General features: G+C 41.8%; 24 protein-coding genes. 8 read left to right on the forward strand and 16 right to left on the reverse strand.

The features are described from left to right. Positions 1-152: 152 nt before the first annotated feature. Together CZ434_RS10520 and CZ434_RS10525 are read left to right on the forward strand one after the other, a co-directional pair. Positions 153-413: a hypothetical protein gene (locus tag CZ434_RS10520; protein ID WP_077623102.1), complete on the forward strand. Its 261-nt coding sequence runs from the start codon at positions 153-155 to the stop codon at positions 411-413. Between the two features lie 196 nt (positions 414-609). Then, entirely contained in the window at positions 610-1,002 is a 393-nt protein-coding gene (locus CZ434_RS10525) for a YhjD family protein (RefSeq protein ID WP_077623103.1), read from the forward strand. Here CZ434_RS10525 and CZ434_RS10530 read toward each other — a convergent pair. Next, positions 947-1,459: a competence protein ComK gene (locus tag CZ434_RS10530; RefSeq protein WP_077623104.1), complete on the reverse strand. Its 513-nt coding sequence runs from the start codon at positions 1,457-1,459 to the stop codon at positions 947-949. The two genes, CZ434_RS10525 and CZ434_RS10530, sit on opposite strands and share 56 nt — an antisense overlap. Before the next feature lie 338 nt (positions 1,460-1,797). On the opposite strand from CZ434_RS10530, the gene CZ434_RS10535 reads away from it, so the two are divergent. Both CZ434_RS10535 and CZ434_RS22150 read left to right on the forward strand, forming a co-directional pair. Continuing rightward, positions 1,798-3,063, forward strand: coding sequence for a helix-turn-helix transcriptional regulator (locus CZ434_RS10535; protein WP_077623105.1), 1,266 nt, complete (start codon positions 1,798-1,800; stop codon positions 3,061-3,063). Further along, positions 3,064-3,210, forward strand: coding sequence for a hypothetical protein (locus CZ434_RS22150; protein WP_179107241.1), 147 nt, complete (start codon positions 3,064-3,066; stop codon positions 3,208-3,210). Positions 3,211-3,451: 241 nt separating this feature from the next. On the opposite strand, the gene CZ434_RS10545 is transcribed toward CZ434_RS22150, so the two are convergent. The 4 genes from CZ434_RS10545 to CZ434_RS10560 form a co-directional block, all read right to left on the reverse strand. After that, complete coding sequence (locus tag CZ434_RS10545) at positions 3,452-4,660, reverse strand: M48 family metallopeptidase (RefSeq protein ID WP_077623107.1); 1,209 nt, start codon at positions 4,658-4,660, stop codon at positions 3,452-3,454. A 141-nt stretch (positions 4,661-4,801) separates the two neighbouring features. Beyond that, complete coding sequence (locus CZ434_RS10550) at positions 4,802-6,340, reverse strand: fatty acid--CoA ligase family protein (RefSeq protein WP_077623108.1); 1,539 nt, start codon at positions 6,338-6,340, stop codon at positions 4,802-4,804. 140 nt (positions 6,341-6,480) lie between these two features. Beyond that, entirely contained in the window at positions 6,481-7,476 is a 996-nt protein-coding gene (gene lplA, locus CZ434_RS10555) for a lipoate--protein ligase (protein ID WP_077623109.1), read from the reverse strand. 73 nt (positions 7,477-7,549) lie between these two features. Beyond that, entirely contained in the window at positions 7,550-8,281 is a 732-nt protein-coding gene (locus tag CZ434_RS10560) for an MBL fold metallo-hydrolase (RefSeq protein WP_077623110.1), read from the reverse strand. 103 nt (positions 8,282-8,384) lie between these two features. On the opposite strand from CZ434_RS10560, the gene yhfH reads away from it, so the two are divergent. Further along, positions 8,385-8,513, forward strand: a complete 129-nt coding sequence (gene yhfH, locus CZ434_RS10565) for a protein YhfH (protein ID WP_077623111.1) — start codon at positions 8,385-8,387, stop codon at positions 8,511-8,513. Positions 8,514-8,872: 359 nt separating this feature from the next. Here yhfH and CZ434_RS10570 read toward each other — a convergent pair whose 3' ends face one another. The 5 genes from CZ434_RS10570 to CZ434_RS10590 form a co-directional block, all read right to left on the reverse strand. Beyond that, positions 8,873-9,493, reverse strand: coding sequence for a DUF4352 domain-containing protein (locus tag CZ434_RS10570; RefSeq protein ID WP_077623112.1), 621 nt, complete (start codon positions 9,491-9,493; stop codon positions 8,873-8,875). A gap of 351 nt (positions 9,494-9,844) precedes the next feature. After that, positions 9,845-11,254, reverse strand: a complete 1,410-nt coding sequence (gene hemY, locus CZ434_RS10575) for a protoporphyrinogen oxidase (protein ID WP_077623113.1) — start codon at positions 11,252-11,254, stop codon at positions 9,845-9,847. Then, a complete protein-coding gene (gene hemH / locus CZ434_RS10580) occupies positions 11,247-12,194 on the reverse strand; it encodes a ferrochelatase (RefSeq protein ID WP_077623114.1) in 948 nt (315 codons plus the stop codon). Before hemH ends, hemY begins: the two co-directional genes overlap by 8 nt. A 30-nt stretch (positions 12,195-12,224) precedes the next feature. Then, positions 12,225-13,259, reverse strand: coding sequence for a uroporphyrinogen decarboxylase (hemE, locus tag CZ434_RS10585; protein WP_077623115.1), 1,035 nt, complete (start codon positions 13,257-13,259; stop codon positions 12,225-12,227). A gap of 130 nt (positions 13,260-13,389) precedes the next feature. Next, a complete protein-coding gene (locus CZ434_RS10590; RefSeq protein ID WP_077623116.1) occupies positions 13,390-15,540 on the reverse strand; it encodes a transglycosylase domain-containing protein in 2,151 nt (716 codons plus the stop codon). Positions 15,541-15,756: 216 nt separating this feature from the next. On the opposite strand from CZ434_RS10590, the gene CZ434_RS10595 reads away from it, so the two are divergent. Next, a complete protein-coding gene (locus tag CZ434_RS10595; RefSeq protein WP_077623117.1) occupies positions 15,757-16,257 on the forward strand; it encodes an antibiotic biosynthesis monooxygenase family protein in 501 nt (166 codons plus the stop codon). 28 nt (positions 16,258-16,285) lie between these two features. Here CZ434_RS10595 and CZ434_RS10600 read toward each other — a convergent pair whose 3' ends face one another. The 6 genes from CZ434_RS10600 to CZ434_RS10630 all read right to left on the reverse strand — a co-directional run bounded on the left by CZ434_RS10600 (position 16,286) and on the right by CZ434_RS10630 (position 21,150). Then, a complete protein-coding gene (locus CZ434_RS10600) occupies positions 16,286-16,771 on the reverse strand; it encodes a thioredoxin family protein (RefSeq protein ID WP_077623118.1) in 486 nt (161 codons plus the stop codon). After that, positions 16,768-17,202 (reverse strand): disulfide oxidoreductase, encoded by a 435-nt coding sequence (locus CZ434_RS10605; protein WP_077623119.1) that lies wholly within the window; start codon positions 17,200-17,202, stop codon positions 16,768-16,770. Before CZ434_RS10605 ends, CZ434_RS10600 begins: the two co-directional genes overlap by 4 nt. 653 nt (positions 17,203-17,855) lie before the next feature. Then, positions 17,856-18,488, reverse strand: a complete 633-nt coding sequence (locus tag CZ434_RS10615) for a response regulator (protein WP_077623121.1) — start codon at positions 18,486-18,488, stop codon at positions 17,856-17,858. A 29-nt stretch (positions 18,489-18,517) separates the two neighbouring features. Then, entirely contained in the window at positions 18,518-19,555 is a 1,038-nt protein-coding gene (locus tag CZ434_RS10620) for a sensor histidine kinase (protein ID WP_077623122.1), read from the reverse strand. Positions 19,556-19,568: 13 nt separating this feature from the next. Beyond that, entirely contained in the window at positions 19,569-20,336 is a 768-nt protein-coding gene (gene liaF / locus CZ434_RS10625) for a cell wall-active antibiotics response protein LiaF (protein ID WP_077623123.1), read from the reverse strand. Between the two features lie 172 nt (positions 20,337-20,508). Then, a complete protein-coding gene (locus CZ434_RS10630; RefSeq protein WP_077623124.1) occupies positions 20,509-21,150 on the reverse strand; it encodes a phosphatase PAP2 family protein in 642 nt (213 codons plus the stop codon). A gap of 146 nt (positions 21,151-21,296) precedes the next feature. Here CZ434_RS10630 and CZ434_RS10635 point away from each other — a divergent pair, with 146 nt between their 5' ends. Both CZ434_RS10635 and CZ434_RS10640 read left to right on the forward strand, forming a co-directional pair. Then, positions 21,297-21,734: a ferritin-like domain-containing protein gene (locus CZ434_RS10635; RefSeq protein ID WP_077623125.1), complete on the forward strand. Its 438-nt coding sequence runs from the start codon at positions 21,297-21,299 to the stop codon at positions 21,732-21,734. Positions 21,735-21,903: 169 nt separating this feature from the next. Further along, on the forward strand, positions 21,904-23,073 hold the full coding sequence (locus CZ434_RS10640) for a M20 metallopeptidase family protein (protein ID WP_095742914.1): 1,170 nt from the start codon (positions 21,904-21,906) through the stop codon (positions 23,071-23,073). Positions 23,074-23,160: the final 87 nt, after the last annotated feature.

The following is a 23,160-nucleotide window of genomic DNA, read 5'->3' on the forward strand; positions in this document are numbered from 1 at the left end:
TATAATCAGTGTAGTGTACTTTATTAGTTTTCCTGATTATATTGTAAAGTAAACAAATAAAATTTCCTAGTTTCAGTATTTATCTGAATCGCTTATTTCATTTATTTTTATGTCTCTATATAATTGGGAGAGAACGGGTGGAGGGGAGAAAAATGTATATTGTTTTGATGACTATCGCTTTCATTTTTTGTATCGTGGCCTTGGTTGTCACATTGATGCTTGGCAAAGAAGAAAGCAAGAAGGCTCGCGACTACGAGAAAGAGGGGCATGGCGCTCAGCAGGCACTAGCCAGGTCCAACAGTTACGAAAAGAGTTCCCTGAAGGAAAATCTTCCATTGTTATTAGTCATTTATATAGCTACTTTTCTGGTTAGCATTGGGTTGTTCTTGTTCTTTCTTTATAACCCTTTCTAAACCAGGTGCAAAGGGCCGGCTCAAATAGCCGGCCCTTTTCTGTTTTCAATCCTGTTTCGCCTCTCCTCATTCCGCTATGCGCTTTTTCCGCTTAAAAATTTATTGCTGAATTTCCATTTATTTCTGTGATTTTTTTGTTTTGAATGCTGTATAATTAGGTTATAATAGAACATACGTTCGAAAGAGGAGGGGGAAAATGCGTTATCTCAGCGAAGAGGAATTTGAGCTAGCTTCACGTTTTTTGTTCCTTTCCATGGCAATACTTGTCGTCCAAAAAGATATCCATACTATTCAAGAGACCAATTTTAAAATTAAAGAACCCTATATGGAATTGTTAAATAAAATGGAAACCGAAGCACTGGCTGAACGCAGGCAGTTACGGAAAAAAATGGCTGATAAGCAGCTCCAAGTACTCTCCTTGAACAAAAATGATTCCTTTTCTTCTTTTTTGTTCCTGTGCAGGGGACGGGAAGAAAAAAGGAATTATTTCAATCCGGCGATCCGTAAAAAGGTCGAAAGTATTTTACGGGAGTTTATGCAAAAGGCTCTGCTACAATCTCAGCATGATTATTCTTCCCAACATACTTAATGCGATGATCAAGCAAGTACCTGAACTGAGCGGTCCGCTGGACTTGATTGAGCAGGGAACCATAAGAAACGTCCAGCGTAACGGACTTACCATTCGTAAAAATGATCTGAGAGGACTGATTGGGCGCTTTTACCACTTGATCGATGTGGGAGTGCGCGATCCAGTTACATTGGGGGTTATTTGGAGAAGTAGTCGGAAAAAAATACATTCCACTCGAAGGATCAATAGATATGGGAGCTTTGTGCGTTACTTTGAAGATATCTTTTGTTCCATCTTGTCTACCTCGCAATGAACTTCCGAAATATTTACAAGCAAGATCGATCACTTTACTTGGAGGCTGTTCAACAAAAATCACCTCGTCGTCTTCCATGATGCGGGAGAGGTATTTACCGTTGAACTCTTCCGAAAGAACTGCGAGTGTAAATGGGTTTACTTCATATTGTTTTTTTATTTCCATCTTATCTATTCATCCTCTCATGTTCAGCAATAAATTTAAGCTTGATAACAATTTACCAGAAAATAGTAGAAAAAGATAGAAAAATTTGAAAATTTGTAAAAAATTTCAAATTTTGTCATCCTAAAGACTCATTCTGTCCGGAAGCTCGATAACGCTTGCAGAGCAAGGCTGAAATGGACAGAAGGCAATGGAAAAACTCCCGCACATCAGGTAAGGAGAAAGGCATGACTCGACTTTTTTAATCTGACTTGATAAAAACAGTCGAAAAATGAAATAGCAATTTAAGGAACTATTACGTATAATTGGAACTAGGACTTTATGCTTTGGGAGGGTGTAACATGATACATGTAGGAAAAAGGATATTGTTAGCACGGTTGTTGAAAGGATATACCCTCAAATCCTTATCAAGCGGCATAACTTCCCTTTCCAAACTGAGCCGGATTGAAAATGGACAGCTGGTCCCGGATCCTCAGCTTTTACAGACCCTGGCCCGGAAGCTTGATATTCCTCCTGCTTATTTCCTGGACTTTGATAAAGAGGACAAAGAAGTTCAGCTTCTTCTGATCAGGCTGGCCAAGTATATCATGACTGGTAGTGCAGAAACCGGACAATTGATCGATTTAATCGATTCCCATTATTACGAATATCTTCTATCTCCGGAAATGGAATGCTATTACCTTCTCTTAAAAGGAGCTTATCTTTTAAAAGGCCGGAACAAACACAAGGAATGGAGTTCCATCCACGAGGGGTACATTAATAGCTATTTGGAAAGCAGGGAATCACTGCCTCTGCATCTGGAAAACGCCTATACTTATTATCATGGATTCTATCATTATAAAAATTACGAGTTCAGCAGTGCCATCAGTTACTTCTCAAAGTTGAAGAACAATGTCGATGATTTAGCCATAAGGGCAACATTAACCTTTAATATAGCTTTATTTTATAAGCGGCTTAACGATTACCAGAATGCTATTTTATTCGGGAATGAAGCCATAAACTACTATACTGCATTAAATAATAAACACGATACTGCCCAGTCGTTGAATTTACTTGGAACAATGTACAGGGAGACGGGTAATTACGATCAGGCGAAGCTTAAATTTCATGAGGCTGAAAGAATAGCGGAGGAAAATGGAATTCTCGATATCTTAGGATATGTCTATCACAATCTTGGACTCGTGGAAGTTAATCAGGATAATCTCGAAAAAGGCATTCACTTTTTCCTCCATGCTTTACATATCAAACAGCAAGTCAAAAACAGCAATCTACTGATAACATACAGGGAAATTATCGAATGTAAATTAAAAGAGAAAAAAACAAAAGAAGCTTCTGATTACTATTGGGTGGCAGAGGCGCTGACCAATGATGAAGAGGACCGCTACAGACTCTTGTTTGTTTTTAATGATTATTATCTGCTCAATGGCCAAATGGATGAATTTAAAAACAACCTGAAAAAACTGACTTCTTTTTTTGAAAGAACCAATGAGTTCCGCTTTTTGAAGAAATGTTATCTGAAATTGGGTAATTTCTATTATTCTAATAAAAATTACAAAGAAGCTTCAAATTACTACTACAAACATATTGAACTACAGGAGGCCAAATAGGTGAAAAGATTGCTGCTTATTTGTTTCTTTGCAATCATTCTTGCGGCAAGTTTCCAAGAAGATGCACTTCCTGTTCAACTGGCCGATGAAAGCGAAACGGGCGGCGCCAAAACCACCGGTCCTGAACAGAAGGAAATGAACACATAATGAAAAAAATCCTTCCGGAAGCCCGGCAAGGATTTTTTTCATTTACCTTATCATTCTGATTCCTCTCCCAGATACCCTTCTACATCTAAGCTCTCTTCAAGGTCTGTTCCAAAGTCCGGATTCAACAATGTAAAAGTTTCCAGTTCCAACTTTTCCTTTTTGTCCAACAACAAATTCACCTTCCATCCTTGCCTTAGTGTTGACTTAATTGCCACTTTCCACTCAAGAACAGGCACATTTGTTATTTTGCATTTTCTCCTGACGATTCCCTGGCTTCCATCTCTTCCTTCAAACGGTCGATCCTGTCCTGAATAGGTGGATGACTAAAACGAAACCATTCAATCCAGAATACAGGATCAATATCGCTTTTTGATTCTAACGCCATTCTCCTAAAACTTTCGACGCCAGTCTGCAAATCCTCTGTATGATTCATGGCATACACATCGGCAGCTTGTTCGATTTTCCGGGAAACAAATAAGGAGACAGGTTGTGACGCAGTCATAAGCAAAGAAAAAAGCAATAGCAGGACAGGAATTGCTTTTAAATCATACTGTTTACCAAATCGTTTCTTTCCCTGGATATTTGACCAAATGAAGCGATAAATGACAGCAGTGAGGTAAAACAGAAAAAAGCTGAGCACAATATAACCTGCCACCCCAATATAAACATGGCCGTGAACATAATGACCAATCTCATGAGCGAGAATGAACAGAATTTCCTCTTGAGGCATCCCTTGAAGGGTGGTATCCCAAAAAACAATCCGCGCATTTCCCATTATCCCTGTAACATATGCATTAAAAGCAGTCGTTTTTTCGCTCTTATGGACTTGGAGAAGGGTTGCATCCTCCAGTCCGGACTTGTCTGTAAAGTCCTCTATTGCGGTTTTTAACGGCCCTTCTTCCATGACCGTGAACTTTTCATACAACGGATCAATCCATACTGGTTGGATATAGACGACAAATAAAGCAATCGGAAGAGCGATCAACCATAAGCCGAACCACCAGTTTTTGTATTTCTTGATCAGTAGACGTACCACATAGATTCCGGCAGCTAAAACAAGCCAGAAAAATAAAAGATTCAACCCCAACTCATACATCCAGTTACCTATTGTCTGATGACTTGTTCCTTCTATATGGGTGATCGAAAACCATAGCAAATTGAACGGAAGCAGGATCAGTTCATATATAACTACCAGAAGTAGTGAAAAAATGAGTACTTTTATCCATTCTTTCTCAGTTGTATCATTCAGCCTGTCAACCCAGGTGGAAGACCAGCCTTTTTTAATCAATATGTACAAGAGCAGCCATTCCAAGGGAAGCTTGGAGAAAAAAACTGCATGCGCAAGCGCAGCATACTTTGAGTCTGCCAGTGTTTGCAATGGATAAAAATAAACGAAATAACACCAAATGACAATCAAATAAAGGATGTAACCCGTTAATAACTTTTTCATCCCAACTTCCCCCTTGCCTGTGCTGTAAAAATCAATAAATCCCCTGCCATCCTCTGACAAGGGATTCCTTAAATCTTACCATGCAGCCAGGAAACAAGTAAATGTCTTGGTGCAGAAGTCTTAAGAACGACCGAGCAGGAATTAAGGGGCCACGATATCCCGCAGTTGTTTCCTTAGAATTTTACCAGTTGTATTCTTTGGAAGCTCCTCGAGAAACTCTATTCTCGTGGGCAATTTATATTTAGCAAGATGTTCCTTGCAATAATCAACCAGTTCTGCTTCTGTCACTGCAGGATTGTTTGTGACGACAAAAGCTGAAACAGTTTCACCACTATATGGATCAGGCCTGCCGACAACAGCAACTTCGGATACCTCTGGGTGTTCATATAATACTTCTTCTACTTCACGCGGATAGACATTGTACCCACCGACTAAGATCATGTCTTTTTTCCTGTCAACAATATAGAAATATCCCTCATCATCCATTCTTGCCATATCCCCGGTATATAACCATCCATCCTTCAGGGCAGCTTCGGTCTCTTCGGGCTGTTTATAGTATCCGGCCATAACATTCGGACCCTTCACAACCAGTTCACCGACTTCCCCAACAGGTAATTCCTCTCCAAGCTCGTCCACTACTTTATTTACTACGTTTCTGATATTCGTCCCGATGGAACCAGGTTTTCGCTCTCTGTCCAACGGATTGAAACATGTGACAGGGGATGCCTCCGACAATCCATACCCTTCCGAAATCCTGACCTGAAATTTCTCCTCAAAATTCTTCAAAAGAGCGACAGGCATGGATGCGCCGCCTGAAATGCACAAGCGGATGCTGCTAAAGTCGGCAGGGCTCACGTCAGGTGTACGAAGTAAATAATTGTACATTGTCGGAACACCGGCAAAGACAGTCGCCTGCTGCTCCCGGGCCAAAGTGAATACTGCCTGTGGGGAAAAATTAGGAACAATCAGAATGGTTCCCCCGTTCATAAGGGGAGCGTTCAAAGCGACAGTCAGACAGAAGACATGAAACATAGGCAGTGCCGCAATGACTCTGTCTTGCTCGTTAATTGTCAGGTAATCGGCAGTATCTTTAGCATTCGAATAGAGATTCCGATGTGTTAGCATAGCTCCTTTTGGTTTTCCCGTTGTCCCGGATGTATAAAGGATGACAGCGACATCCGGTTCCTTCAATTCGGGTCTTGAAAACTGATTTCTATTCTCACCCAGCATATTTGTAAACGTTTTCATTTTTGGTGCAAGCAAACTTTGTCCCCAGTCAATCCCTGCTCCTGTGTCTGCCACGATATAGTCCTGGACATCCTCTAAGTCATCGGCCATCGCTGCCATTTTTTCCAATAAAATATCCATTGTAAGTATGCCTTTAATATCTCCATTTTGAAGAATGTATGTCATCTCATCGGGAGTATAAATAGGATTAATCGGGATGACCGTCAATCCAGCACGCAGAGCACCATAAAGACCAATGATGAAAAATGGGCTATTCCCGGCGATAAGCGCAATATGGTCGCCTTTTTGATAACCCATATCCTGCAATTGCCCGGCAAACCTCGTTACCATCACGTCTAATTCTGCATAACTTGTTTCCTCGCCATTAAATAAATATGCTGCTTTCTCCGGGTGCCGATCAGCTATTCTTGACAGTTGATCACTAAGATTCATGAAACCCCTCCTTTGAATGAATGGTCATTCATTAATGGTACTAATATCTATTATATGGTACGAACTATATGCTAGCAAGAGGCCTGAAAGAAAAACAAAACAAAAATCCTCCAGCAGATATGGCTGGAGGTCATAATTTTTCAATAAATCAAATTAACAAACTCTTCTTTGGTGATTTTTCCTAGATAATGATTGATATCAAGATCGCTGATTGCTTCATCGATCGAGCGGCGTTCATACCGAGTACCTTTCAATCTTTCTTCGATGTCCGTTACGTCGCCTACGCCGAAAAAGTCACCATAAATTTTGGCATTTTCAATAATGCCTTTCTTCACATCAAGCCGGACATCAACGGCGCCAGCGGCAAATTTATGGGATTGCTGAATGTTGAATGCCGGAGACTTTCCATAATTCCAATCCCACTGTTGATAACGCTCCTCAGAAAGCTTATGGATGTTTGCCCAATCCTGCTCGGTCAGTTTATATTGTGGAACGTCTTTTACATCATTGACATTGAAGATATGCTTTAAGATTAATTCCTTAAACCCTTCCACCGTGATTTGTTCTTCCAAGAACTCCGAAATATTGGCGACACGGCTGCGGATTGACTTGATACCTTTTGACTTGATTTTCTCCAATTTCACATTAAGGGCAGATACGACATTTTCAATTTCTGAATCAAGCATCAATGTTCCATGACTGAACATCCGGCCTTTTGTAGAGAATTGGGCGTTCCCAGAGATTTTCCTGCCATCAACGACTATATCGTTTCTTCCTTTTAGTTCTGCATTTACACCCAGTTGTTTCAACGCATCTGTAACAGGCTCAGTGAATTTAGCAAAGTCATGGAAACTGTTCCCGTCGTCTTTTGTTATAAAGCTGAAGTTCAAGTTGCCGAGATCATGGTAAACAGCTCCACCGCCGGAAAGGCGCCGTACTACATGGATTCTGTTTTCATCTACATAGTTTGTATTGATCTCTTCGATGGTATTTTGGTTTTTACCTATAATAATCGAAGGCTCGTTCACATAGAACAACAAATATGTATCGTCCTCGCCGAAATTTTTCAAAATATATTCTTCAATTGCCAAATTGATATGAGGATCGTGAATCCCTTCATTATCAATATATAACATAGTGAAAACCTCCTTAACTTATCTAGTACTATCTTATCCCATGTCGCATGCCAGAGCAATCCTCCGGCATCGGTTATTTGGCCCATACGAACCCTTCATGCGCCAAATGGACAGGTCCTTTAAAGTAGGCCCTTGCCTCTTCCGGAAGTTTCGTTATTTCGCCATGATGAGGCAGATGGCTTAGTACAAGCTCTTTCACCCCTGCCTTTGCTGCAATTTCCGCTCCCTGCCTGCTGTTCATGTGTCCGGCTTTCGAAGCATCCTGTCCCTCATAAAAGTTGCAATCGGTAATGAGCAAATCTGCCCCTTCACTAAAAGCAACCCAATCCTCTTTATAACTTGTGTCGGCTGTGTAAACGATTACCTTCTCACCCTCGGATATTCTCATCCCATAACAAGGTGCGGGATGCACTGTTTCCAAGAAACGGAATTGGAACGGACCTATCTCGAGGGGCTGATCTGGTTCATATGCTATCCCTTTTGTATATTGATGGCTGAGCTTTTCGAAAGCTTCCCTGTCCCGCAAGTGACCATAGATTGGCAGCACATGGTCTGTCTGTTGAATGGAATTCTGAACCAGCCAGCTATACTGAAGGACACCCACATCCGCAATATGATCGTTATGATAATGAGATAATATTACAGCATTTAAATCCATAATATTTTTATAAGCCGGAATCTTGGAGACGGCTCCACTGCCACAATCGATCAGGCAGGTAAACCCGCCTTTTTCCAATAAATAAGCAGACGTTGCGCCGCCTTGTTCTGGATATGCTCCCCAATATCCGATAATCGTCCATTTCATCAAATCACCTCAATAAAAAGATAATTGTGTTACAACAGTCCATTGATTTATGACACCTGTAATAGTACAATAAAAATACACTAACAGATGGAGGGATCTAGCTATGATGAGCATTGTTGAGTTTTTCAGAAATCTGCCTCGAAAAAAGTGTCAAAAATGTGGTAATGACATGGTGGAACAAGCTGATTGTTACGGTAACTTGTGCGACAATTGTGATCATCCAGCCAGATAAAATATCCTACTAGCAATTATTCCCAAAGCAGCTTTTCTTAAGCTGCTTTTTTTGTTGTTATAATACAGGAATTAAACCTATTTAAAAACGTGCTTCAAAAAAGCCTTTTGAAGTAGGTAATAGCCTGTGTCAATAAGCTCTCACATTGGATTTATGCACTTTTGAAAACCGATTCTACTTTGCAGGATATAGCGTAAGAACAATATCTAGCTGAAAAGTAAAACCTTCCCAGTAAGACGCTTAGGAAGGTTTTTTTGGTATGCTAATTTCCAGTAGGAAACTATTAGTTGGTTTAGTTAAAATAGACACATACTTTATGTTGCTTTACCTTCTTAATCCATGTCCCTCCGTCCCCGTATTTATTCAGCCTCTTCCTTTGTAAATTCAAATGAGATGGTATTTGCATTAGCATGGGACTCGCCACTAATTAATGAATAAGAATTGCCAACAGGTACATCATATAATAATACGCCGGTTTGTGATTTATCAGGTTGTATTTCACCTGGCCACTCTTCTGCAACACCTTCTATGTAGAACCAAGGAGTACTACCGACATGTTCATTTTTTAAACTAATGCCTAATCCATCATCAGCGATGACTGGCTCTTCGCTTAGGTTTTTTACTGTTACGTCAGCGATGACATAGTTACCTTCCTGGCTTGGTTCATCTCCCGCAGTATCCGTAATTTCAACAGAATTAAGTGTAATTTCGAATTCGCGTATAATGTCTTGATAACCATACTTGTAATGAGCCGTGTCGCCAATAGATAAGCCGAGCTGATCTTCAGGTAAATCAAGGTCCCCGAACAAACTGTCATTACTATCGTTTTCCTCTTTATCTTCATTTCCTTCAGATGTAGTCGTGGTTTCTGCTGCATCAGAAGTATCGCTTACCTCTTCATCTTCCGCTGAGTTACCGCAAGCACTGATGAACAGAATACTGATAAATAAAGTTGATACTAATAAAATTCTTTTCTTCAACTATATCCCTCCAAAATAATGTTATCAATTAGCAAGTCCTAGATGCTTCTTATTTAGAATCTAGTAATTAATTTTACCATAAGAGGTTAATTTTTCCACTCATCTTTTCTGAATCCTGTTACATCCAATAAAGACTCTTTCTGACAGTCAAAAGTTGTCATCTCACTTTAAACCCCTTCTTATCATATACCAACACTACAAAAAAGCCTTACCATTTAATATGGCAAGGCTTTGAACAATAATTGGTTTTATATACTACGTTTATATGTCTTTTCACTTGTCATTTCGATTGTATTTCTAACCACTTTTTTTTAGAAATACACCTTACAACGGGACTCTTTAGTCCATGACTCATGCTTTTTCTCTGAGGAAATTCAAGGTTTTTTCTACCGCTGCTTCTCCTTGATCGATGCAGTCCGGGATGCCGATGCCTTCATAAGAACTCCCTGCAAGAAATACACCCGGCAGTTCCTGGCTCATCTTCTCCCTTATATAGTTCAATCTCTGTTTATGACCAACTGAATATTGCGGCATGGCATCTTTCCACCTGCTCACAATGAAAAACTCCGGATCTCCATTGATTGTCATGATTTTCTTTAAATCATGAAGAACGATATCGACAATTTCCTGATCCGATAAGTCCACTACACCTTCATCACCAGGCCTGCCCACATAACAACGTAGCAGGACTTTTCCTTCAGGAGCAGATTCCGGCCATTTTTTATCAGTCCATGTACAAGCCGTAATGCGGTAGTCACTGTTTCTGGATACGACAAAACCGGTACCATCGATATTGTTTTTAATCGAGGAAGCATCGAAAGCCAAAGCCACATTGGCAACGGACGTGGCCGGCATCTGTTTGAAAGAATCCATGAATTCAAATTGGCTGAACATGCGCCTTACAGCAAAATGAGGCGCTGCCAAAATCACACTGTCGGCTTTTTGTACTTCGCCGCTGCCAAGCAATAAATGATAATGACCGTCCTTACGTTCAATGTGGTCAACTTGTTCTCCTTTGATGACTGTTCCTTCCGGCAGATGTTCTTCCACTGCATGGACCAGTGTCTCCAATCCACCTCGGATGGAGTAGAACATACTTGGTTTTTTCCCTTTTGTGTTTCGCTTCTTTGGCATTGTCTTATTCAAGCCTTTTATCAGGCTGCCGTGTTTTTGTTCCAACTCGTAAAAGTTAGGGAAAGTAGCCATTAAACTTAAATCATCAATGTCCCCGGCATAAATACCTGATAACAACGGTTCTACGAGATTTTCCACCAATTCATCGCCAAAACGACGCCGGAAGAACAGTCCGAGCGATTGGTCTTCCGCCTGTTTCCCTTTAGGCTTGATGAAGTCCAACCCGGCACGGAGCTTTCCTTTCGGGGTGAAGATTCCTGAAAACAGGAATGGCCTCACCTGTGTGGGAATTCCCATAAATGAACCACTTGGCATCTTGTGCAATTTATTGCCTGCAAGGATGTAAGACTGGCCTGTCCCGTTTTTGATCAAACTGTCCTTCAGACCGACTTCTTCAGCCAGCCTGGCCGCAGACTGCTTTCGGATCAAAAAGGAGTCTGGGCCCCGCTCTATGGTAAACCCGTCTTTTTGAACCGACATTATCTTGCCGCCAAGTCTGTTACTGGCTTCGATTAACTTCACCTCATACGGAAGCTGCTGTTCCTCGATCTGCTTGTTCAAATAATAAGCAGCCGTCAATCCTGCTATTCCTCCGCCGATAATGGCAATCTGCTTGTTATCAGTCATTCCGATCAGGGCTTTTCCACTTGCTGAGCACAACATCTGCCAGTGTATTGATGAATTTCGGAGCAGCATTCGGCATATCCGGACGGTAGTAATTAGCTCCAAGCTCCTCACAGACTACTTTACACTCATAATCGTTGTCATACAGAACTTCCAGGTGGTCGGCCACAAATCCGACAGGTGCATAGACAAATGAGCGATACCCTTTTTGTTCATACAGGTCCCGGGTAAGATCCTGTACATCAGGACCAAGCCATGGATCTGGTGTATTTCCTTCACTCTGCCAGCCAATCTCATATTGAGTTATGCCGGTTGATTCGGAAATCAATTCAGCTGTTTTCTTCAACTGATCGGGGTATGGGTCACCGTTTTGGATAATTTTTTCAGGAAGACTGTGGGCAGAAACTACAAGTACCGCTTTGTCTTTTTCCTGTTCATCCATCTGTCCGTAGACTTTTGAGATGGCTTCGACCCAGTAATTGATGAAACCTGGCTCATCATACCAGCTTTCAACAGAGTAAATGGCAGGTTTTCCATGTTTATCTGCTTCCTTCTGGGCTCTGCCATTATAAGATTTAACACTGAAAGTAGAGTAGTGCGGCGCAAGAACGATCGACACCGCTTCTTCAATGCCGTCTTCAGCCATTTGGGCGACTGCATCTTCGATGAATGGTTCGATATGTTTCAATCCTAAGTAATGGACAAATTCCACGTCATCCTGGACAGTATTCAAACGTACTTCCAATGCCTCTGCTTGCTGTTTGGTGATTTTCGCCAAAGGGGAAATACCGCCAATTGCTCTATACCTTTCCGTCAAATCTTCCAACATTTCCGGGGTTGGCTTTCTGCCATGCCTTATATCTGTATAATATCTTTCAATATCCTCTTCTTGATATGGAGTACCGTAGGCCATGACAAGTAAGCCGACTTTTTTCTTTGCCACTTTCAACACCTCTATCTTTCGATCAAAACATTATTTTTGTGAATATCGATGAATCAAGCTAGTCAATTCTTTCAACGTAGCAGGTTGTATTTCGGGTGTGACACCGTGTCCAAGGTTGAAAACAAAACCCGGCTGACTGCTTCCCTCATCTAGTATTGCTTTTGTCCGTTCTTCGATTACATTCCAGTCAGAGAGAAGGATCGCAGGGTCGAGATTCCCTTGCAATGTCTTCGTAATCCCCATTTCCCGTGCCTCTGTCACGGAAATTCTCCAATCAAGCCCAATTACATCGACTGGGAGGTCATTCCATTCCATTATCAGGTGACGAGCTCCGACACCGAACAAAATCAATGGTACATTCTCTGTCTGTAATTCATTGAAAATCCGTTCCATTACTGGTTTGATGAAATAACGATAATCCGCTGCATTTAAAGATCCGACCCAAGAATCAAAAATCTGAAATGCTTTTGCTCCGGCATTTATTTGCGCCTTCGCATACGTAATCGTCATATCGGCTAATTTGTCCATCAAAGCAAACCATGTCTCCGGTTCACTGTACATCATGGCTTTTGTTTTATGATAATTTTTCGAAGGGCCGCCCTCGATCATATAACTAGCCAATGTAAATGGAGCACCGCTGAATCCGATTAAAGGTACATCCAATTGTTCTTCCGAGAGAAGACGAATCGTTTCCAACACATATGGAACATCGGAGATCGGATCGATTGAACCAAGTTTTTCGACATCGCGGATTGAACGAATCGGATCGTCAATCACAGGTCCGATACCCGATTTGATCTCCACATCCACTCCGATGGCTGGTAGAGGAGACATGATATCTTTATACAGGATCGCTGCATCGACACCATAGTGTTCAACCGGCAGTCTGGTTACATAAGCACACAGCTCCGGTTGATGGGTTATTTCAAACAAAGAATATTTTTCTTTTAATTCGCGGTATTCTTTCTGAGATCTGCCCGCTTGTCTCATGTACCACACTGGAGTATAGTCCGTTTCTTCTCCTCTAAAAGCTTTTAGAATTGTGTCGTTCGTTTTTCTCGCCATTATTTTCACCCTTCATTTCTAATCCATTCCATCATTACTATAACGATTTAACTTTCTTCTGTATAGCAATTGACCTTATTTGTCACCAATTTGTACGTTATTTATCGAAGGTTGACGAACTATCAAATTGTCAAAAAGATAACGTCGTCCTGTTCGATGGAGCTCCTTCTTGTCCTGTTAACGGATTGTAAGGCACAACATAAAATTCTGTTTCTTTAAATGGGTTGACCCGGTTGATTTGGAAAGTCCCTTCTCCTTCTGTTTCGCCGATTTTCTCATCTTTCCCGGATTGCACCCGGTACACATGATAGATGACCCGTTCATCTCCTGCTGGAGTCCAGTCCAACTGACCTTTGACAAGAGAAAATCCACCGAACTTAAACTGTGAGCTTAAATCCGTAATTACCGGCATCTGTACGGGCTCAGGCAACTCCTCAACATTAACGGGTTTGTCAAATTGAGCCGATAAGTCTTGATATTTATCTAACTCAGACAAAATAGCCTTGGTTAATATGGTGGGGGCCTTACTGCCAGCCGTCAGGTAATGCTGCTCATCGACCTGGTCATATCCCATCCACATGGAGCTGACATATTCTGGTGTAAAGCCGACAAACCAAGCGTCCTTTACTTTTCCTTCAGCAAAAGGATGCTGTGTCGATCCGGTTTTTCCTGCCAATGCTTTGTCATAATCACCGGCACTTCCTGTCCCTTCGTCCACTACTCCCTCCAACATCCTCAAGATGTTCCAGGCGACTTGTGGTGAATAAATGTTGGCGGACTCTGGTTCAGCTTGAAAGACAGTTTTTCCATCCCTGTCAACAATCCTTTCAATCGCATATCCATTAACCATATCTCCTTCGTGTACAAAGGCACTATAGGCTTCAGCAAGCTGAATAGGAGTCAATCCTTCTTTCAAACCGCCTAGTGCTATCGCCAGGCCGTCATCAGGAAGGTTGATTCCCATTTTGCTTAAATACTCTTTCGAATATGGAATGCCGATTTCATTCAACAGCCAGACTGCCGGAGCGTTCTTGGATTCTTTTAGCGCCTGATACATAGAAGCCTTGCCAGAATAATTCCCGTCAAGGTTTGTTGCTGTATAGTCGCCATAGCTCTGTTTTTCATCAGTGAGCATTGTGTATGGCTGATACTTTTCAAGCATTAGGGCCGGTCCATAAACCGCTATCGGCTTCATAACGGAACCAGGCTGCTTGTTGACAAACAAACGGCTCATACTTCCAATTTCATAGTGACGACCTCCGAGAGCTGTGACAATCTTTCCGGATTTTTGCTCCATCAATACATAAGATCCCTCTGTTCCTGAAGCAGAACCGGGAAAGTAAGTGTCTTCCTGAAAAGCATCATAAGCGATTTTCTGGGCTTGTTCATCGACATTAACGATGATCCGGTAACCTCCCCGTTTCAGCTCATCGAGCGATAGCTGATGCTCATCTCCAGCCTCTTTTATTACTAGATCGATATAAGAGTCGAGCCAGGGAGTATCTTCTGGTTCCTCGTGGTTGACTCCCAGTGTTTTCCCTTGTAATTGAAGCATCTCTTCTGTTTCAATCATTCCCAGCCGTTCCATTTGTTGCAGTACCAAGTCTCGTCTTTCTTTCGCTTTTTCCGGATTGTTGATCGGCGAATACGTATTAGGCGCTTTAGAAAGTGCCGCAAGCATCGCCCCTTCAGAAACCGTCAAATCACTGACATGTTTATTGAAATAATATTCCGAAGCCGCCCCTATCCCATATACTCCATGGGCAAAATATATTTCATTCAGGTAGAATTCCAGTATTTTCTGCTTACTGTAATTCCTTTCAAGGTGGATGGCGGCCATCACTTCTTTTGTCTTTCTCATCCACGTCTTTTCATTATGCAAAAATAAGTTCTTCGCCAACTGCTGGGTAATCGTACTTCCGCCTTCCGCTTTCTGCATCGTCACTATGTCACGATAGACTGCCCGCATCACCGACTTGAAATCGACACCCGCATGCTGATAAAAACGGTTATCTTCTATAGCGAGAAAGGCATCCTCTACATGATCTGGTATATCATCGATAGCTACCAGATCTCTGTTTTCTGTATATATTTCCCCCACTTCTTTCCCGTCCTTTGTTTCCAGAACGGTTGCAGCAGGAAGTATGAGGTCTTTATCATCGACCACAAACCTGCCACCAAAAACAATCGTTGCGTAGCCAATCAATCCCAACAACAAACTAAGACCCAAAGCAACCAGCGGCCATTTGAATTTTTGATAATATGATTTTATTTTTTCCATCTTTTCCACCTTTTAACAAGCTTTCAAACCAATTATCTTATTATACGATAGATAATATTGCACATAAACTAATAGTTTTTTTTGAATAGGCCCCCTACTATCCGGGTAAAAAAATAGCTATGTATATAATCTTGCTATCTTTATCCGTCCCCTGCTACACTTATAAACAAGATGAACGACCTGCTCTACCATATTCATAAAAAGGAAGGGATCACAATGAACGTCTATATGACTCACGGCACTTTTGATTTTCTGTTGAAACAGAAACAAAAGCATACCCAAGAGAAAATTTTTCTCATGCAAGCTAATGATTCCACTTTGGCCTATCAAGAATCTGAAGGAAAGTCTGTTTTCGAAGAACCCAGGAAGTATGAAAGTTTCGTTTCAGACGGGAGCATACAGGAGAAAGGGTTTGTGGTGATGAACAATATACCAGTCACAGATGAGGGTCGTCCGATATTTGAGACGCAATTCAAGTCAAGAGCAGGATCGATGGCGGAGGTAGAAGGATTCCAGGCTTTACGTGTGTTACGACCATTACACGGAAATAAATATATAGTATTTGTCCAGTGGGATAAAGAAGAGAGTTATAAAAAATGGAAGAACTCTCAATCATTCCAGAAAGCCCATTCTTCAGGTAAAGCAAAGGAAAGACCTCCATACCATGCTGGCCCCTCTTACACGAATGAATACCATATGGTCGACCCTGATGCATAAAAAAACTTGGCACATTGGCCAAGTTTTTTTATGATTCCTGATTGTCCAGCACATTCTCCTGGAAGAAACTGTCCCAATTCGTGACAGGCTGTTCTCCACTGATACGGGCTACCTCTTCCCCATTTTCGAAGTGGATGACAGTAGGCGTGCCTTCGATCTTATAATCTTCCCATTCTTCTTCGAATTCAAGTAGATTCAATTTTTTCAAATCGATATCATATTCCTGTGTCATCGGCACGATTACTGGTGTGGTGTTTTGACAGTGTACACAGGTAGGACTGTAGAAATATACTGTCACATCTTCCCCGTTTTCCAATTTCTCATCCAGTTCTTCCGGAAGTATTTGATTTTGATAAAAATCATCATCCAATTGATCAATAGTCGCTTGATTTAAGTTATCTTTACCATACGGGTTCCCTTCTGTCTTCTGGTTGTTTTGATAATTCACAATGAAAATCAATGCAGCAAACAGGACGACCAGGACCCCGAGGAATATAAACATTTTCTTTTTCATTTTGCTTCTCTCCCCTGTAGTAACAATATCATATGGAAAATAAAAATGACTAAAAAGGCCGTTAATGCCAAGAACGGAATTGTAACAAATCCGAAGTAGTTTATATACTGTCCATTACAAGGAACCAGTCCGCACGCTTCTCCTGCTTCACTCAGGCTCGGAAGCTTTTGGATCAAGTAATGATAAGTGGATACCAAAATTCCGATCCCACTCATGATCAGCCCGGGCCATCCCAGTCTGATATCTTTCTTTACAGCTGCATATCCATATATAATGACTAATGGATACATTAATATTCGTTGATACCAGCATAATTCACAAGGAATATAATGTAAAAATTCGGAAAAGTACAGGCTGCCCATCATCGCGATCAAAGCCTGTCCCCATATGATCAGGAGTATTGTTTCGTTCGATTCCCGGTTAGCTGCCATATAATATCCCTCTCTCTCCATTCAAGAAGTATTATACTAGTAGTGAAATAAAAAACAAAGAATAATTTATCTGTCAGCGATGATGTATCCGTTTTAATGGGAAATTTCAAGTCAACAACCAATAGGATAAATCGAATCTAAAAAGTTGCTTATTTAATAGATATTTTGTAAATTCATAAAAACCATAAACTGCGACATAACTTTTTCTGGCTTCCTTCCATTCTTTTCGAGTTGAATGGTGGTCCAGTGCTGCGGAAAAATACAAGCTATAGGATAGATTTTCTGTTCAAATGAGAGGTGGACCTAAAAGTTGTCTACCATGGAATATTCCTAGCAAAGATTCAGAAAACTCCTACCAGCGAAGGCAGAACACGCAGACTCCTGTGGGAACAGCGAAAGGTCTTCGATGGGGCGAGTAACCGCAGTCCCACGAGTCCGAAGACCCCGCAAGAAGCGCTTTTTGCTGATGAGGTGGCTGAGGCCGTGCCCGCGGAAAGCGAAGTGTTCTGCCGCAGCGAGTGCATGCGCTCAACAATCATCAGAACAACAAGAAATAAAATTGTCACTATGTCGCAGTTTGCCTCAATTGCAAAGCTTCAACGTGAAAAACCCTGCTCTTAGGTAAGCAGGGTTTTTCGTTTGTATTTGTCTGCTTAATTGCGGAACAGGCCGTTTTTGTGGGCATAAACGGCAGCCTGGGTGCGGTCATTCACGCCGAGTTTGCCCAGTATATTGCTCACATGTGTTTTTACTGTCTTGATGCCGATGTAAAGTTTTTCGCCAATTTCCTGGTTCGTCAGCCCTTCTCCGATGCAAAGCAGAACTTCCAATTCCCTATCGGTCAATTGTTCATGCGGCTTGGTTTCCGTCGGTCGGAAACTCGTCATCATTTTACTCGCTACTTTCGGCTCGATGACCGTTTCTCCGGCATAAGCCTTCTTTATAGCAATAGCAATCTCGTCAGCGCTGGAAGTTTTCAACATATAACTATACGCCCCAGCTTCCAAAGCAGGGAAAACCTGTTCATTGTCATAATAACTTGTCAAAATGATCACTTTGCATTCCGGGCAGGAAGCCATAATCTCCTTTGTCGCCTCTATCCCTGTCCCGTTTTCCATAATAAGGTCCATCAGGACGATGTCAGGTTTGAGCTCTTTGACAATTTGCGCTCCTGTTGATCCGCTTGAGGCTTCACCGACGATTTCCAAATCCGGTTCTGTTTTTAAATATGCGATGACTCCTTTGCGGACAACTTCATGGTCGTCGACTACCACAACTCTAATCACTTTCCCCACTCCCCGATCTACAGTCTTCTTTATAAAGGTATTCGAATATCTATATGTGTTCCCTCTCCCAGTTTAGAACGGATAGCAAAAGTTCCGCCGATTTCCTCACAACGTTCTTTCATCGTTTTCAACCCATAAGACGTTTTCTTGCGCTGATCCTTATTTACATCAAATCCACTGCCATTATCTCCTATATGTAAAAATAATTCATTACCTTTTTGAATTAATTCAAGCGTAACTTCCGAAGCATTGGCGTGAATCAGGGTGTTCGACAGTGACTCCTGCACAACCCGAAATAAATGTTCTTCCGCAGATGTCGATAATTCCGGTATTTCTTCCATGTCCAGCTGAAAATTTATCTGGCATTTCTGCTTGAGTTCAGCCACCAATTCCTGGACCCCTTTTCTCAGAGGCTGCCCGGATAAATCAATCGGACGGAGATGGAGTAACAATGCCCTCATCTCGGTCTGGGCTTTTAAGGCCGTTTTCACTATTTCTTCCAACTGCTCCCTGGCCTGTTCTGAATCCCTGTCAAATATACGCAAGGACGCTTGGGACATCATGGTCAACGCGAATAGCTGCTGACTGACCGCATCATGCAAATCCCTGGCAAGACGCTGGCGCTCCTCTATCGTAGCGGCCTTGCGAGCGCTCTTGGCATATTCCGCTTTCTCATCAGCCATCCTTTGCAAGGATTTCACCTGGCTTTGCAACTTTTCTCCCAACTCATTCAGTTCGTTACCAATCCTGGCAATTTCATCATCTTCACTGAAATAAACTCGTGATGTATAATTACCCCTCGACAGCTGGGTGATCAGTACGGATAGATAATCCATCCTGTCTTTTAAATCGCCGCTGGATTTGAAGCCTACATAAATAGAAATGATAATTCCAAGGAAAATATATAAAACTACACTGATAAAAATGCTTGTCGGATTCAGCCAACCGGGCTGAAACAGGACAAATACCGACAATAATATCGCAAGCAAAGTAATGTTCGTCAACAAAAGCCCATACAAAAGCGAGCGAATATACGTATAACGAATTGTATTCAGACGCTTCAACATGCTGTGTCCTCCTTCATACGCGATCCACTCTGATATTACCGGCCTTTAGACTCAGTTGAATATTAAGTTTTCGGGTGGCATCTTTATAATTAGGTGTTTGATGGAAAACCTCTTTGTTTACACCTTCCGCATTCTGTCCGAATACATGAATGTCCCCAGCTTTCACATGCGCATCAATTTTGCATTCTACGTTTTCAGGCATCAAAATCCGGATATCGCCTGCCCATCCTCTGATATTGATGGGAATCTCTTTGTCGGGAATAAATGCCTTCGTAAAGTCTAAATGATAGTCACCCACTGCATTCCATAAATCCATCGGCTCTACTTCCCAGTTGGAGGCTTGAAAGTTGTGGTCGCCAATCGGAAATCTCTGCTTTTTACCAGCTGTTTTCGTTTTATCTCCTTTATCTGAATCAAAAATAAACGAATAATTCTTTTTCCGTTTCGTAGAAGTGCCGAATATACTGAAGCCTAAATATACAATCAACAACGGCCACAGTTTATAGAAGTCCCAGAACCAGAAGGAAAGAAGGTCAAAACGATCCATCAGCAGGAGTGCTCCAAAGATAACCAAAAAGGACCCCACTGCGAGCCCTCCCTCGCCCTTAATCCCTCCCAAGCACCACTTCAGGCCAAGCAGAACAAAAAATGCAGGATAGATAAAAGCCCATGCTTCATTTAATTGCCATGACAATAAGCCAATGTTTGCTAAAAACAACGCAGCGCCCAATAAAATGATGGTGATGGCAATAACACTGCGAAAGAAGCGATTCTGTTTCATGATGATTCTCCCTTCAACTAGTCTAATATTCGCTTAAAAGGGCATCGATTCCTGCTTAAATTTATGAAGAAGTCACTAAAACGGCTATTTTCCACCTATTTTAAAACAAAAAAAACCGGTCCTTAACGACCGGCAGAATGGTTTTGCCTCCGTCCAGAGACGGAGACTTTGTTTATGGCGAGGGAAGAAATCGACCTTTAAGTACCTTGTACAGCAATGTCCAAATCATTAAAAAGAGAAAACCAAAGGCATATCCTGCCAACACATCCGTTAAATAATGCACCTGAATGACGTACCTGCTCAAACCTATTAACAAGATCAGCATTATGCCGACAAGATTAAGAATAAAAACAGCTTTCTGTTTTTTCATATACCGGGCGAAAAAGAAGACCAGTAATCCGTATGCAATCATTGACCCCATTGCATGTCCAGAGGGAAAACTGTATCCTTCTCCCTCAGCAGCTGCAAAAATTCTGGGTCTCTCCCGCTCTACTAAAAGTTTGATCCAATAATTCGCCCTGTAACCAAGCAGTGTGCCGCCTGCAAGCATGATGGATGCAAGCCAGTCCTTTGAATAAATCCACAATAATATGGAAGCAACAATGATAAAAGGAGTGATAAACGTGCCCGACCCGAGTTCGGTAATCCAGCGAAACACTATGAAAGCCCGGGTGTCATCAAGACTTTCTGCAGCAGGTCTGGACCATGCATCGATCACCGGCATCTTGCTGGTCATTACATTTACTGTCAGGAACAAGACTATTATCAATGCCAGCAGGAAAAAAGAAATGTAAAAATAGTTCTGTTTATTCATCGGTTCACTCCTTGTCTCTAAAAGTCTCCTAAATCATTCATATTTCTCACTCTCCAATTAGTTTCCCGAAATGTTTAGAAAAAAACGGTAAGGGAATTGTATTTATGGCTGAAGTTACTTAAATTTATTTGAAAGGATGAATAAAAGTGGCAGAAAATCAACAAGTACAAGAATTAATCGAAGGTTTAAATGAAGATCTCGCTAACGAATATGCAGCAACAATCATGTACACCTATAACGCGTCGGTAGTTTCCGGTTTATATCGCTCGGTGCTGAAACCTTTTTTCGAAGAAGAAATCAATGACGAAATCGGCCACGCACTATACTTGTCAGATAAAATCACCATACTAGGCGGTACTCCAACAACAAAACCGGCTGAAGTAAAACAGTTATCCGATGTGAGAGAAATGTTGGAAGAAGCAAGACAAGCTGAGCAGGAAACGATCGAACGTTACGAAAAACGAAAAAAACAAGCAGAAGAATTAGGGTTTACAGAACTAGTCGTAAAACTGGATGACATGATCGCCGATGAAACTGGGCATAAAGAAGAAATAGATCGTTTGTTGACAGATTCAAGACTTTAAAGCGTAAAAGAAAAACCTTCTCCGAACAGAAGGTTTTTCTTTATGTTTGTACTAATTCCAGTCAGGAGCTATTCGGAATTCTTACTGCACAGTAGTTCCGAATTGCATGCTCCTGATAACTTATTCTGCTGTGTTATAATGATTAAAACGTTTTTAGGGGGAGATTCATTTGTGGAAGGAACTACTTGATCGCTTAGACGATTATTATGATGAGATGGTCGAAATCAGAAGACATCTTCACCAAAATCCAGAGCTTTCTTTTCAAGAACATAAGACCGCCGCTTTTATCGCGGATACATATGAGAAACTCGGAATTCCATATCAAACTGGTGTCGGAGGGAATGGGGTAGTCGCCACATTAAAAGGCGGAAAACCAGGAAAAACGGTCGGGCTCAGAGCAGATTTTGATGCCTTGCCGATCCAAGATGAAAAAGACGTCCCTTATAAATCCAAAGTGGACGGAGTCATGCACGCCTGTGGTCATGACGGTCATACTGCTACCTTGTTGACGCTGGCAAAAGCCATGAACGAATTCCAGGAAGAATTGCCGGGAACGGTCGTGTTTATTCACCAGCATGCCGAGGAACTGGCACCGGGCGGAGCGAAACCAATGGTGGATTCCGGTATTTTAGAGAATGTCGATGCCGTATTTGGCACTCATTTATGGTCGAACACCCCACTCGGTGTAGTGGAGACTTCCTTGCAGGAATTCATGGCCGGCGCCGATCGGTTCGAAATCCTCATCAAAGGTAAAGGCGGCCACGGTGCCCAACCACATCAGACAAAAGACGCTATCGTAATCGGTTCACAACTGGTCACAAACTTACAGCAAATTGTCAGCAGAAGAATCGATCCACTCGGCACAGCCGTTCTGACCATTGGTTCTTTCCAGTCTGGTAGTACTTTTAATATTATTGCCGACACAGCAAAGATCACCGGCACGGTAAGAACATTTGATGAAAGTGTTCAAGACCTTGTGATCGAAGAAATGGAAAAAGTCATCAAAGGCACGTGTATTGGCGCAGACGCCTCCTATGAATTCCAATATGATAAAGGTTATCCGCCAGTAGTCAACCATCCGGAAGAAGCCAGACTTGTATTGGAAGCAGCCAAACAGGTGCCAGGAGTTGAATCAGCACGGGAAGTAGAACCCGGCATGGTCGGAGAAGACTTTTCCTACTATATCCTGGAGAAACCCGGGGCGTTTTTCTTTACCGGAGCCAAAAAAGAAGACCATTATTATCCACATCATCATCCAATGTTCGATATCGACGAACGTGCCCTGCCAATAGCAGCTAAAACACTGGCCCAGACGTATAAATCCTATCAGGAAAAATAAAAAAAATAGAAGGAGGGTGTTCGCCTCCTTCTATTTCCACTTCTAACAAAAGCAAGGAAAGAGGCGGACCCATTTCCACCTCTCTCC

This window comes from Sediminibacillus massiliensis, from assembly GCF_900156915.1.
GTDB classification, from domain to species: Bacteria; Bacillota; Bacilli; order Bacillales; family Amphibacillaceae; genus Sediminibacillus_A; species Sediminibacillus_A massiliensis.

Bases quoted from the DNA above. Each gene is read 5' to 3' on its own strand.
- CZ434_RS10550 (WP_077623108.1), bottom strand. From the start codon at position 6,340: ATGAATCTTAGTGATCAACTGTCAAGAATAGCTGATCGGCACCCGGAG.
- hemE (WP_077623115.1), bottom strand. From the start codon at position 13,259: ATGGCGAGAAAAACGAACGACACAATTCTAAAAGCTTTTAGAGGAGAA.
- CZ434_RS10620 (WP_077623122.1), bottom strand. From the start codon at position 19,555: ATGTTGAAGCGTCTGAATACAATTCGTTATACGTATATTCGCTCGCTT.
- CZ434_RS10530 (WP_077623104.1), bottom strand. From the start codon at position 1,459: ATGGAAATAAAAAAACAATATGAAGTAAACCCATTTACACTCGCAGTT.
- lplA (WP_077623109.1), bottom strand. From the start codon at position 7,476: ATGTTATATATTGATAATGAAGGGATTCACGATCCTCATATCAATTTG.
- CZ434_RS10520 (WP_077623102.1), top strand. From the start codon at position 153: ATGTATATTGTTTTGATGACTATCGCTTTCATTTTTTGTATCGTGGCC.
- CZ434_RS10600 (WP_077623118.1), bottom strand. From the start codon at position 16,771: ATGAAAAAGAAAATGTTTATATTCCTCGGGGTCCTGGTCGTCCTGTTT.
- CZ434_RS10535 (WP_077623105.1), top strand. From the start codon at position 1,798: ATGATACATGTAGGAAAAAGGATATTGTTAGCACGGTTGTTGAAAGGA.
- yhfH (WP_077623111.1), top strand. From the start codon at position 8,385: ATGATGAGCATTGTTGAGTTTTTCAGAAATCTGCCTCGAAAAAAGTGT.
- CZ434_RS10560 (WP_077623110.1), bottom strand. From the start codon at position 8,281: ATGAAATGGACGATTATCGGATATTGGGGAGCATATCCAGAACAAGGC.
- CZ434_RS10605 (WP_077623119.1), bottom strand. From the start codon at position 17,202: ATGGCAGCTAACCGGGAATCGAACGAAACAATACTCCTGATCATATGG.
- CZ434_RS10590 (WP_077623116.1), bottom strand. From the start codon at position 15,540: ATGGAAAAAATAAAATCATATTATCAAAAATTCAAATGGCCGCTGGTT.
- CZ434_RS10525 (WP_077623103.1), top strand. From the start codon at position 610: ATGCGTTATCTCAGCGAAGAGGAATTTGAGCTAGCTTCACGTTTTTTG.
- liaF (WP_077623123.1), bottom strand. From the start codon at position 20,336: ATGAAACAGAATCGCTTCTTTCGCAGTGTTATTGCCATCACCATCATT.
- CZ434_RS10630 (WP_077623124.1), bottom strand. From the start codon at position 21,150: ATGAATAAACAGAACTATTTTTACATTTCTTTTTTCCTGCTGGCATTG.
- hemY (WP_077623113.1), bottom strand. From the start codon at position 11,254: ATGACTGATAACAAGCAGATTGCCATTATCGGCGGAGGAATAGCAGGA.
- CZ434_RS10545 (WP_077623107.1), bottom strand. From the start codon at position 4,660: ATGAAAAAGTTATTAACGGGTTACATCCTTTATTTGATTGTCATTTGG.
- CZ434_RS10595 (WP_077623117.1), top strand. From the start codon at position 15,757: ATGAACGTCTATATGACTCACGGCACTTTTGATTTTCTGTTGAAACAG.